This is a genomic window from Streptomyces sp. CBMA123 (assembly GCF_014596465.1).
Lineage (GTDB): Bacteria > Actinomycetota > Actinomycetes > Streptomycetales > Streptomycetaceae > Kitasatospora.
Genome location: NZ_MECK01000165.1, coordinates 1 through 11,917 on the forward strand (window position 1 = coordinate 1; position 11,917 = coordinate 11,917).

At 74.1% G+C, this 11,917-nt stretch carries 8 protein-coding genes, 1 pseudogene and 1 riboswitch; of the genes and pseudogenes, 3 read left to right on the forward strand and 6 right to left on the reverse strand.

The window, feature by feature from the left end; genetic code table 11:
* Window positions 1-741, reverse strand: a pseudogene (locus BG452_RS19680) (cobalamin biosynthesis protein CobG); the annotation flags it as partial.
* A gap of 35 nt (window positions 742-776) precedes the next feature.
* Window positions 777-989 (reverse strand): hypothetical protein, encoded by a 213-nt coding sequence (locus BG452_RS19685; protein ID WP_188305654.1) that lies wholly within the window; start codon window positions 987-989, stop codon window positions 777-779.
* An 18-nt stretch (window positions 990-1,007) separates the two neighbouring features.
* Window positions 1,008-1,093, forward strand: a riboswitch (cobalamin riboswitch).
* A gap of 136 nt (window positions 1,094-1,229) precedes the next feature.
* Here BG452_RS19685 and cobN point away from each other — a divergent pair.
* Entirely contained in the window at window positions 1,230-4,856 is a 3,627-nt protein-coding gene (gene cobN / locus BG452_RS19690; RefSeq protein ID WP_188305655.1) for a cobaltochelatase subunit CobN, read from the forward strand.
* Window positions 4,857-5,258: 402 nt separating this feature from the next.
* Window positions 5,259-6,815, forward strand: coding sequence for an apolipoprotein N-acyltransferase (lnt, locus tag BG452_RS19695; RefSeq protein ID WP_188305656.1), 1,557 nt, complete (start codon window positions 5,259-5,261; stop codon window positions 6,813-6,815).
* Here lnt and BG452_RS19700 read toward each other — a convergent pair.
* The 3 genes from BG452_RS19700 to BG452_RS19710 form a co-directional block, all read right to left on the reverse strand.
* Entirely contained in the window at window positions 6,791-7,552 is a 762-nt protein-coding gene (locus BG452_RS19700) for a VOC family protein (protein WP_188305657.1), read from the reverse strand. The two genes, lnt and BG452_RS19700, sit on opposite strands and share 25 nt — an antisense overlap.
* A gap of 157 nt (window positions 7,553-7,709) precedes the next feature.
* Window positions 7,710-8,618: an NADP-dependent oxidoreductase gene (locus tag BG452_RS19705; protein WP_188305658.1), complete on the reverse strand. Its 909-nt coding sequence runs from the start codon at window positions 8,616-8,618 to the stop codon at window positions 7,710-7,712.
* 237 nt (window positions 8,619-8,855) lie between these two features.
* The gene (locus BG452_RS19710) at window positions 8,856-9,731 is read right to left on the reverse strand and encodes a GyrI-like domain-containing protein (RefSeq protein WP_188305659.1); all 876 of its coding nucleotides are present in this window, start codon (window positions 9,729-9,731) and stop codon (window positions 8,856-8,858) included.
* A gap of 344 nt (window positions 9,732-10,075) precedes the next feature.
* Between BG452_RS19710 and BG452_RS19715 the strand changes: the two genes are divergently transcribed.
* Window positions 10,076-10,705, forward strand: coding sequence for a GTP cyclohydrolase II (locus tag BG452_RS19715; RefSeq protein ID WP_188305660.1), 630 nt, complete (start codon window positions 10,076-10,078; stop codon window positions 10,703-10,705).
* A gap of 131 nt (window positions 10,706-10,836) precedes the next feature.
* Here BG452_RS19715 and BG452_RS19720 read toward each other — a convergent pair.
* A partial coding sequence (locus BG452_RS19720; RefSeq protein ID WP_223242460.1) for a hypothetical protein occupies window positions 10,837-11,917 on the reverse strand: 1,081 nt, incomplete at its 5' end.

Sequence of the window (11,917 nt, forward strand, 5' to 3'; positions counted from 1 at the left end):
GGCGGGCGGCGCACCGGCGACGGCGGGCAGCGGCACCGGGCCGGCCGACAGCAGATCGGGCACCTCGCGCACGTGCCAGGCCCAGCGGCCGCTGCTCCGCAGCGCGTCCAGGAAGGCGTGGGCCGCGTCCAGCACGGCCGTCACCTCCTGCCCGGGCTCGACCGGGTGTCCGTCCGCGGCGCGCCCGAGGCGCAGCACGGCGGGCCCGCCCGAAGCTGCGATCAATGTCACATCGGCGTCGAGCGCGGCGACGTCGCCCCGCCCGTCGTCCAGCGCGAACAGGAACTTGCCGGAGAGCCCGGCCGCCCAGTCGCTCGCGCACAGCCGGGCGTCCAGTTCCCGTACCCAGGCCTGGACATCGGCGTTCCCGGCGGCGTCCAGTCCGGCCAGCGGCGAGGCGACGATGTTGCGCACCCGCTCATGGGTGTCCGAGGGCAGCAGTCCGACGGCGCGCAGCCGGTCGGCGAGTTCGGCGCCGCAGTCCCGGGCCAGGCCGCGGAGTTGGACGTTGCCGCGCGAGGTGGTCTCCAACTCCCCGTCGCCCAGGGCCTCCGCCGCCTCGGCCAGGCCCAGGGCCTGACGATCCGTCAGCAGTCCGCCGGGCAGCCGGACCCGGGCGAGGCCGCCGTCGTCGGCGGCGTGCAGGCGCAGCGCCCCGGGGCAGGCGTCCGCGCGCCCCCGGTCGGGCACGGCGGCGCCCGGCGCGGTGGCGTCGGGTGTCGGTGGCATGGCGGCGAGCATACAGATGATCCGATCGCTTGCCCCCGTCCGCTGCATCACACCGCCGGCACATCCGGCAGCACGCCCGCCAGCACGCCCGCCAGCGCATCCGCAGCACGCCGGCCGCACACCGGCCGCACACCGAGCTGCCGTCCGGCGCCGGTGAGCACCGTGCGCCCGCCCGTGCGCCGGGCGAAGCGAAGCCGGCTCTCCCCCAGGTCAGTCGCACCCCGTACGATGCAGGCGGACGGCCCCAGCGGGCCGTCCACGCCAGCGACGGCGCAGGGGAGGAAACCGGTGCGAGCCCGGTGCGGTCCCGCCACTGTGACCGCGGCTCACCGGGAAGCCGGTCGGCCGCGGGAGCCAGGAACTCCCGCCGTCCTCCACCGGCCCGGGGCGCGGACCCCGAGGAAGGCAGAAATGCACCACCGCTGTCGCATGCCCGCGCCCGTTTCCCCGGCCACCACTGCGGCCATCCCGGCCGCCCACGAGGCCGGGAGGGCCTTCGCATGATCCTGCTGCTGTCGACGTCCGACACCGACCTGCTCAGTGCCCGCGCCTCGACCGGCCCGGTCCCGTACCGGCTCGGCAACCCGGCCCGGCTGAGCCCCGAGGACCTGCCCGAGCTGCTGGAGGGCACCGAGCTGGTGGTGGTCCGTCTGCTCGGCGGGCGCCGCGCCTGGCAGGAAGGCCTGGACGCGCTGCTGGCCGGTCCCCGCCCGGTCGTCGTGCTGACCGGTGAACAGGCCCCCGACGCCCAGCTGATGGAGTTGTCCACCGTCCCGGCCGGCATCGCCGCCGAGGCGCACGCCTACCTCGCCCACGGCGGCGCGGCCAACCTGGCCGAGCTGGGCTCCTTCCTCTCCGACACCGTGCTGCTGACCGGCCACGGCTTCGCCCCGCCCGCCTCCGCACCCGCCTGGGGGCCGCTGGAGCGTGAAGCCCGTACGTCCGACGGCCCGACCGTCGCGGTGCTCTACTACCGGGCGCACCACATGAGCGGCAACACCGCCTTCGTGGAGACCCTCTGCCGGGCCGTCGAGGACCAGGGCGCCCGGGCGAAGGCCTACTACTGCGCCTCGCTGCGCGGCGCCGAGCCCGAGCTGCTGGCCGAACTCGGCGCGGCCGACGCGATCGTCACCACCGTGCTCGCCGCCGGCGGCACCCGCCCGGCCGACGCCCAGGCCGGCGGCGACGAGGAGGCCTGGGACGCCGGCGCGCTGGCCGCGCTGGACCGCCCGATCCTGCAGGCGCTCTGCCTCACCTGGTCCCGCGCCCAGTGGGAGGCCAGCGACGACGGCCTGTCCCCGCTGGACACCGCCACCCAGATCGCGGTGCCCGAGTTCGACGGCCGCCTGATCAGCGTCCCGTTCTCCTTCAAGGAGCTGGACGAGGACGGCCTGACCGTCTACGCCGCCGACCCGGAGCGCGCCGCCCGGGTGGCCGGCACCGCCGTCCGGCACGCCCGGCTGCGGCACGTCCCGGCCGCCGAGCGCCGCCTCGCCCTGGTGCTGTCCGCCTACCCGACCAAGCACTCCCGGGTCGGCAACGCCGTCGGCCTGGACACCCCGGCCAGCGCGGTGCGCCTGCTGGAGCGGCTGCGCGCGGAGGGCATGGACCTCGGCTCCGAGCTGCCCGGCTTCAACACCGCCACCGACGGCGGCGAGGACGACGGCCACGAGGGCGACGCCCTGATCCACGCCCTGATCGCGGCCGGCGGCTACGACCAGGACTGGCTCACCGAGGACCAGTTGGCCCGCAACCCGGTCCGCATCCCGGCCGCCGACTACCGCCGCTGGTACGCCACCCTCCCCCAGGGCCTGCGCGCACGGGTCGAGGAGCACTGGGGCCCGGCCCCCGGCGAGCTGTACGTCGACCGCTCGCAGAACCCGGACGGCGACATCGTGCTCGCCGCGATCCGCTCCGGGAACCTGCTGGTGCTCATCCAGCCGCCGCGCGGCTTCGGCGAGAACCCGGTCGCCATCTACCACGACCCGGACCTCCCGCCGAGCCACCACTACCTGGCCGCCTACCGCTGGATCCAGGCCGCCCAGCAGGACGGCGGCTTCGGCGCCCACGCCGTCATCCACCTCGGCAAGCACGGCAACCTGGAGTGGCTGCCCGGCAAGACCGCCGCGCTGTCCGCCGAGTGCGGCCCGGACGCCGTCCTCGGCGACCTCCCGCTGATCTACCCCTTCCTGGTCAACGACCCGGGCGAGGGCACCCAGGCCAAGCGCCGCGCCCACGCCACCCTCGTCGACCACCTCGTCCCGCCGATGGCCCGCGCCGACTCCTACGGCGACATCGCGCGCCTGGAGCAGCTGCTCGACGAGCACTCCAACATCGCCGCGATGGACCCGGCCAAGCTGCCCGCGATCCGCGCCCAGATCTGGACCCTGATCCAGGCCGCCAAGCTGGACCACGACCTCGGCCTGGACGAGCGCCCCGAGGACGACGGCTTCGACGACTTCCTGCTGCACGTCGACGGCTGGCTGTGCGAGATCAAGGACGCCCAGATCCGCGACGGCCTGCACGTCCTCGGCCAGGCCCCGGCCGGCACCGACCGGATCAACATCGTGCTCGCCATCCTGCGCGCCCGGCAGATCTGGGGCGGCGTCAGCGCGCTGCCCGGCCTGCGCGAGGCGCTCGGCCTGGACGAGGCGGCCCTCACCCTCGGCGCCACCGACGCGGCCGAGGCGCAGGCCCGCGCCCTGGTCGAGGCGATGGAGGCGGAGGACTGGGCGCCCGAGGCGGTGGAGAAGGTCGCCGCCGGGCTGCCGGAGGCCGTCCGCGAGGTGCTCGACTTCGCCGCCACCCAGGTGGTGCCCCGGCTGGCCGCCACCACCGACGAGCTGGACGCCGTGCTGCACGCGCTCCAGGGCGGCTTCGTCCCGGCGGGCCCGTCCGGCTCACCGCTGCGCGGCCTGGTCAACGTGCTGCCGACCGGCCGCAACTTCTACTCCGTCGATCCGAAGGCCGTCCCCAGCAAGCTCGCCTGGGAGACCGGCCAGGCGCTGGCGAGTTCGCTGATCGACCGCTACCGGGCCGACAACGACGGCGCCTACCCGCCCTCGGTCGGACTCTCGCTCTGGGGCACCAGCGCGATGCGCACCGCCGGCGACGACATCGCCGAGGCCTTCGCCCTGCTGGGCGTCCGCCCGGTCTGGGACGACGCCTCGCGCCGGGTCACCGGCCTGGAGCCGATCCCGGCGGCCGAGCTCGGCCGCCCGCGCATCGACGTCACGCTGCGCATCTCCGGCTTCTTCCGGGACGCCTTCCCTCACGTCGTCGCCCTGCTGGACGACGCGGTGCGCCTGGCCGCCGCCCAGGAGGAGGCCGACGAGGACAACTTCGTCCGCGCCCACGTCCAGGCCGACCTCGCGGTGCACGGCGACGAGCGCAAGGCCACCGTCCGCGTCTTCGGCTCCCGCCCGGGCACCTACGGGGCAGGCCTGCTCCAGCTGATCGACAGCCGGGACTGGCGCACCGACGCCGACCTCGCCGAGGTCTACACCGTCTGGGGCGGCTACGCGTACGGTCGCGGACTGGACGGACGCCCGGCCCGCGAGGAGATGGAGACCGCGTACAAGCGGATCACCGTCGCCGCGAAGAACACCGACACCCGCGAGCACGACATCGCCGACTCGGACGACTACTTCCAGTACCACGGCGGCATGGTGGCCACCGTGCGCGCCCTCACCGGCAAGGCCCCGACCGCCTACATCGGCGACTCGACCCGCCCGGAGACGGTCCGCACCCGCACCCTCACCGAGGAGGCCGCCCGCGTCTTCCGCGCCCGGGTGGTCAACCCGCGGTGGATGGAGGCGATGCGCCGCCACGGCTACAAGGGCGCCTTCGAGATGGCCGCGACGGTCGACTACCTGTTCGGCTACGACGCCACGACCGGCGTGGTCGCGGACTGGATGTACGAGAAGCTCACCCAGGAGTACGTCCTCGATCCGGTCAACCGCGAGTTCCTGGCCGGCGCCAACCCCTGGGCGCTGCACGGGATCAGCGAGCGCCTGCTGGAGGCGGCGAGCCGCGGGCTGTGGGAGCAGCCGGACCCGCAGCTGATCGAGCAGCTGCAGGCCGCGTTCCTGGAGACCGAGGGCGACCTGGAGGGCGACGAGGGCTGAGGCCCGCCGACCGGACGGTGGCCGGCCGCGTTCCTCCGGGAAGGCGGCCGGCCACCGTCATGACGTCCGGCCAGCGTCGTGACCTCCGGCCAGCGTCGTGACCTCCGGCCAGCGTCGTGACGTCCGGCCGGTGCGCGGGCTGGTCAAGGATCGGTCCGGTGGTGCCGATGACCAGAACCGTTCCGATGAGCGGCACCGTTCCAAGAGCCGGCACCGTTCCGAGAGCCGGCACCGTTCCGAGGACTGGCGTCAACCGCGTGTGCCGCCATCTGGCACCGGGCGTCGCCCGCGCGGACAATACGGGGCATGTCGCGCCGCAGCGTTCCCGCCAGCCCGGTCCTGAGCACGGCCCGCACAACCCGCACAGCCCGCACGGCTCGCACGGAGCAACGTGAGCCGCGCGTGCCGCACCGGTACCGGGCACGGCTCGGGGCGCTGGCGGCCGGGGCCGTGCCCGTGGTGGCGTTCCCCGCGCCCGGGCAGGCGTGGCTCGCCTGGGTCGCGCTCGTGCCGGGGCTGCTGCTGGCACAGCGGGCGCCGTCGGGGCGGGAGGCGGCGGTGCGCGGCTGGTGGTTCGGGGCTGGGTTCATCCTGACCGCGATGTACTGGCTGGTGCCGTCCGTCGGACCGGCGCTGCCCGTGCTCGCGGTGCTGTTCGGGGCGCTGCAGGCCCCGGTCGGGTACGCGGTGCACCGGCTGCTGCGCCCGTCGCTGACCACCCCCCGGGCCCTGCTCGCGCTGCTGGTCGTCCCCGCGGTGTGGGTGAGCGCCGAGTACGCGCGCTCCTGGCACGCGCTCGGCGGTCCGTGGGCCCTGCTCGGCGCCACCCAGTGGCAGCACCCGGCGATCCTCGGACTGGCCTCGGCGGGCGGGATCTGGCTGGTCAGCGCGGCGGTGGCGGCGGTGAACACCGGGGTGCTGATCGTACTGACGGCGGTGCGGCGGCGGCCCCGGGCGGTCGCCGCACTGGTGACCGTCCTGGTACTGGCCGCCGGTCCGCTGCTGTTCGCACTGCGCCCGGCGCCGGTGGGGGCCGGGGCGGTGACGGTGGCGCTGGTCCAGCCCGGCATCGTCGAGGACCCCCAGGCCCGGTTCGACGCCAGCGCGCGGGCCACCACCGACCTGGTCGGGCAGCCGGTGGACCTGGTGGTCTGGGGCGAGAGCAGCACCACCGCCGACCTGGACCGCGACCCGGCCGCCCTGGACGCACTGCGCCGGCTGGCCGTCACCACCGGCGCCGAGCTGCTGGCCGGGGAGGACGCCCGCAAGGCCGACGGGCGGATCTCCAAGGACGCGGTACTGGTCTCCCCCGACGGAGTGGTGGACCGCTACCGCAAGATCCGCCTCGTGCCGTTCGGCGAGTACATCCCGCTGCGGCCGCTGTTCGGCTGGATCGCCGGAGTCAGCCGGGCCGCGGGCGAGAACCGGGCCCCCGGCACCGCCTTCCACGTCCTGCCCACCACCGACCGCTCGGGCCGGCCACTGCCGGTCGGCGCGCTGATCTGCTTCGAGTCGGCCTTCCCGGACATGGCGCGCGCTGCGGCCCGGGACGGCGCCCGGGTGCTGGTCTACCAGTCCTCGACCTCCACCTTCCAGCACACCTGGGCACCCGAACAGCACGTCTCGCTGGCGGCGATCCGGGCCGCCGAGACCGGGCGCCCAGCCGTCCAGGCCTCGCTCACCGGGGTCTCCGCCGCCTTCGACGCCCAGGGCCGGGAGCTGGCCCGGCTGGGCACCGACGGCACCGGCGCGCTGACCGTACGGCTGCCGCTCACCGCGCCCGGGACGCTGACCTGGTACGACCGGATCGGCGACGTGGTGCCGCTGGGCGCGCTGCTGGTCACGGCGGGCGCGGCGGCCACGGCCTGGCGCTCGCGCGGCTCCCGGGCGCGGACGGCCGCGAGTGCCTCCCCGCGTTCGGACGGGCCGGGCGCTCAGCCCTCGGCGCCGTCGCGGTAGATGCCGAAGGGGGCGCCCTGATCGTCCCGCAGCACGGCGATCCGCCGGACCGGCATGGAGTAGGCGGGCATCAGCACGTCCGCGCCCATCGCGACCGCCCGGCCGACCGTGTTGTCGACGTCGGCGACCGAGAAGTACGGCAGCCAGTGCGGCGCCACCTCCGGCGGGAAGCCGTCGTCCATCACCACCATCCCGCCGAAGTCCTGACCGTCCAGGCCCCACTGGGTGTAGTACTCGGACGGCGCGACGGACCAGCCGAAGACCGCCGGGTAGAAGGCGGCCGCGCCGGCGGCGTCCCGGGTGGCCAGCTCCACCCAGCCGAGGGCGCCGGGCTCGTTGAACACCCCGGCGCCCTCGAAGGCGCGGGCCTGCCAGAGGATGAAGACCGCGCCGGACGGGTCCGCGGCCACCGAGAAGCGGCCGAGGTCGCGCACATCGGTGGGCTCCTTGAGGACCTTGCCGCCGGCCGCCTTGATCCTCGCCGCGGTGGCCTCGGCGTCGGCGACCGCGAAGGCGACCGTCCAGGCCACCGGCTGCTGCGGCGCGTACCGCGGGGTGACGGCGGCGGCCGGGGCCTCGCCGACGAACATCTGGGTGTAGCCCTCGTCCTCGGGGCGGACGTCACTGTCGGGGCGCCAGCCGAACAGTTCGGCGTAGAAGGTCCGGGCGGCGGCCGGGTCGTCGGTGCCCAGCTCGACCCAGCACGGGGCGTTGGTGGTGACGGAGGTCTGCTTCATGGCTCCCGGCTCCTGGCTCTCGAATCTCGGTGCTCGGTTCTCGGTGTCCTGTTGTGGGTGTTCTGTTGTGGGTGCTCGATGCTTGGTGCTCTGTTGTCGGTGCTCGGTGCTCGGTACTCGGTGCTCGGTGTTCGGTGTTCGTCAAAGGGCTGCTGCGTCAGGAGACTTCGATGATCACCTTGCCGCGGGCGTGCCCGGACTCGACCTCGGCGAGTGCCTCGGCGGCGCGGCCGAGCGGGTAGCGTGCGCTGACCTGCGGGTCGAGGTCTCCGGCGGCGACCAGGGCGGCGAGGGCGGCGAGGGTCTCGGGGGTGGTCGAGCGGGTGACGTAGCGGCCGCCGAGTTCGGCGGCGGTGGCCGGGTCGGCGGTGCTGACCAGCTCGGTGCGGTCGGCGCGGACGTCAGCCACGGCCCGCAGGGCGTCGCCACCGACCAGGTCGAGGATGCCGTCGACGCCGTCGGGGGCGGCCTCGGCGATCCGCCCGGCGACGCCGTCGCCGTAGCGGACCTGCGTCGCACCGAGGGACTCCACGTAGGCCCGGTTGGCGTCGCTCGCGGTGCCGAGCACGACCAGGCCCTGGCTGCGGGCGATCTGGGCGGCGGCGCTGCCGACCCCGCCGGCGATGCCGAGGATCAGCAGCGTCCGCCCGGCGCCCAGGGCGAGTTGGCGGACGGCGTCGTCGGCGGTGGCAACCGACACAGAGAGCACGGCGGCCTGGTCGAAGCCGACGGCCTCGGGCTTGAGGGCACTCAACTCGGCCCGCAGCAGGGTCTGTTCGGCGAAGGCTCCGGCGGCGACGAGGCCGAACACCTCGTCGCCCGGGGTGAAGCCGGTGACCCCGGGGCCGACCTGCTGCACCACTCCGGCGGCCTCCTGGCCCATCACGGCGGGAAGTTGGCGTTCGCGGCCGAGGAAGCCCCGGCGGATCTTCCCGTCCACCGGGTTCACCCCGGCGGCCCGGACGGTGATCGCCAGCTGGCCGGAGCCCGGGGCGAGTACGGGACGGTCGAGGAACTCCTGCGTCTCCGGTCCGCCGTAGTCGACGAAGCCGAATGCCTTGGCCATCGGTGATCCCACTCCTCGGGTAGCGGCCTGCGGCCCCTGCCCCCCGCCCCAGCATGCGGGGCGCGGTGGGGCGGGGGCGGGCGCTGGTGGGCCGAACGGGGGCGGACGAACAAAAGACAGCTGACGGATGACAGATTTCGAAATCTGTCATCCGTCAGCTGTTATCTGTTTGCTGTTATCTGTTACTTGTCAGCTGTTACCTGTCAGCCGTCAGCCGAGCGCAGACCCCGACCGCGGTCAGCCCCGCACGGCCCGCGCCACCGGGATCCAGAGCTCCGCGTCCGCGTCGCCCGTCCCCGGGATGAAGCGGGTCCTCAGGATCTCCGGACCCGGCCGGGCCTCGTACGGGTTGGACGGGAACCACTGGCTGCCCACGTTCCCCCACATCTCCTGCAGCGCCTGCGGGAACGGCCCGCTGCTACTGAACACCGCCCACGTCCCGGCCGGGACGTGCAGGACATCCAGGTCATCCGGGACGACGGCGTCCTCGCTCGCCACCACCGCGTGCCAGTAGTCGTATTCGGACCCCTCCTCCCGGTTGGGCGCGAAGCCGTCGTTCACCGAGACGATGCCCTCCGGCTCCTTGCCGGTCAGTGCGGTGATCCGTTCCACGGTCTCCTTGCCGAGCCCCTTGATGAACTCGGCGACACCCGGATTGACACCCTGGTAGATCAGGGTGACCCGGGCCTTCTTCCCGACGATCCGGAAGTCCGGCTTCTCGACGATCCGGTATTCCATGCTGCTGCTTCCCTCCACGATGAGTCGGAAGGACATCCGGGGCTGGGAGACGAGCACCGCGCCGTCGCGCCGGGCCTCACCGGGCCCAACCCCGTGCATCGCCCGGAACGCCCGGGCGAACGCCTCCCCCGAGGTGTAGCCGTAGCTGACCGCGACATCGAGCAACGTCCGCCCGCCGTCGAGCACTTCGGCCCCGGCGACCGTCAGTCGCCGGCGCCGGACGTACTCCGACAGCGGGATCCCGGCGAGCATCGAGAACAGCCGTCGGAAGTGGTACTCCGACGTCATCGCGATCCGCGCCAGTTCGGCCACGTCGATCTCATGGTCCAAGTGCCGTTCGATGTGCTCCATCGCCCGGTTCAGGTGCTCCAGCACGCCAACCCCGCCCTTCCCTTGCTGATCACTACCGTAGGAAGGACCCACCCTGCCGTACCCGACGATCGGTGCCCGCTCCGGTCGGGTAGCGATGTCCACACCTCGGGTCCCGCCCCTTCCACATGCTGGTACGCCGGACGGGAACAGGCGGGGCGGATGGGGTGTTGTCCGCCTCCGTAGTCGGTTCGATCACCAGCAGTAGGCAGTTGTTCAAATTGGAACAACCAGGTACGGTCGACCTCCGAACCGATCGGATCCCTCTCGGATCCGATCCGGATCCACTCCGGATCCGAAGATCCGACCCGGTCAAACCCGGTCCACCCCCGATCGACGGAGGCCCGTCCATGCCTCAACCCGGCTCCGCCACGGTGCGCTCGCGCGTGCGCATCCCGCTCACCTTCCCCGACGGCTACCGCGCCGACGCGGAGGTCTCCACCTTTCACGGCCTCACCGACGGCGCCGAGCACCTGGCGCTCGCCCTCGGCACCGTGCCGGACGGCGGGACCCCGCTGGTGCGACTGCACTCCGAGTGCCTGACCGGCGACGTCTTCGGCTCGGACCGCTGCGACTGCGGCCCGCAGCTGCGCGAGTCGGTGGAGCGGATCAGCGAGGCCGGCGGGTACCTGCTCTACCTGCGCCAGGAGGGTCGGGGCATCGGCCTCTACAACAAGCTCGAGGCGTACGCCCTTCAGGACTCCGGTCTGGACACGTACGACGCCAACACCGCGCTGGGCCTGCCCGAGGACGGCCGGGACTACACCGCGGCCGCCCAGATGCTCGCCACGCTCGGCGTCGACAGCATCGACCTACTGAGCAACAACCCGGACAAGGCCGCCCAGCTGACCGAGCTCGGGGTCGCCGTCCGCCGGCGGGTGCCGACCGGTGTCCACCTGTCGGCGAGCAACGTCCGGTACCTGACGGCCAAGGTGGAGCGGACCGGGCACTCGATCGAACTCTCCCGACTGGTGGGCTGAGCACGGCGGACGACGGGCAGCCAGCGGCGGACAACGAACGACGAACGACTGACAGATAACAGCCGACAGATGACAGCCGACAGATGACAGATTTCAACATCTGTTATCTGTCAGCTGTCAGCCGCCCTTCGTCAGCCCCCCGCTCCCGCCCCCCGCACCGTCCGCAGCACCCCGTACGCCGCCAGCGGCAGCGCCACCAGCAGCGCCGCCCAGAACGCGCCGTGCCCCCACCAGTTCGCGACCGCGCCGAACAGCCCCCCGAACACCGGGATCCGCAGCGCCTCCACCGGCCCCAGCTGCCCCGGCCAGGCGCCCAGGAACAGGGTGCCGAGGATCCAGCCGACGAACAGCACCCGCGCGGTGACCAGCGTCCCGAGAGTGCTCAGCAGCGTCACCGCGGCCAGCAGCACGACGAACCCCGCCTGGTAGGACGCACCGGTCTGCCCCGTCCCCCAGGAGTCCGGCGTCCGGTGCACCCCGGTGGCCGCGAGCCGCACCTCGACCGCCGCCCACAGCAGCAGGACCAGCACCCCGGTGCCGGCGAGCGTGAACCGCAGCCGGTCACGCGTCCCCGCCCGGCCCGTACCCCACGCCCTGGCGGCGCCCGCCGCCGGAACCGGCCGGGCCGGAGCGCCCGCGACCCGCGCCGCCCGCTCGGGCCGCCGGTCGAGGTCCCGCCAGGCCTCCCGGACCCGCCGCCGGGCCTGCTGGGCGGGCTTGAGCAGCCGGCCGGCCGCCCGCTCGATCAGCACCACGGCCGCCACCAGCGCCACCACCGCCGCGATCCCGGCCCAACTGCCCATCCCGCCCTCGAACATGACCACCCGGTCGGCCACCGCCCGGGGCGCCTGCACGGCCGTCATCGGCGGTCCGAGCCGCAGGTAACCGATCACGAGGGCGCCCGCGCCGGTCAGCAGGGCCGTACCGAACCCGACCGGGGCCGGGAAGAAGGCGAGCACGGCGGCCGCGACGAAGGCCGCGCCCAGTTTGCCGACCACCTGCTCGGCCGCCCGCCGCCCGGCGAAGCGCAGCGGCCCGCCGAACAGGTCGGGCGAGAGGTCGAGTTGGTGCCCGGACTCGACCGGGTAGCGCAGCACCGCCCCCGTCCACAGCAGCAGCCCCAGGCCCACCACCAGCAGCGCGGCCGCCGCCACCCGGCGCGGCAGCATGGTGCGGGCGTACGGCCACCAGAGCCGCAGCCGGGCCGCCCAG

What these genes read in the sequence shown, in the direction of transcription:
- cobN (WP_188305655.1), top strand. Translation starts at nt 1,230, where the DNA reads ATGATCCTGCTGCTGTCGACGTCCGACACCGACCTGCTCAGTGCCCGC.
- BG452_RS19700 (WP_188305657.1), bottom strand. Translation starts at nt 7,552, where the DNA reads ATGAAGCAGACCTCCGTCACCACCAACGCCCCGTGCTGGGTCGAGCTG.
- BG452_RS19705 (WP_188305658.1), bottom strand. Translation starts at nt 8,618, where the DNA reads ATGGCCAAGGCATTCGGCTTCGTCGACTACGGCGGACCGGAGACGCAG.
- BG452_RS19715 (WP_188305660.1), top strand. Translation starts at nt 10,076, where the DNA reads ATGCCTCAACCCGGCTCCGCCACGGTGCGCTCGCGCGTGCGCATCCCG.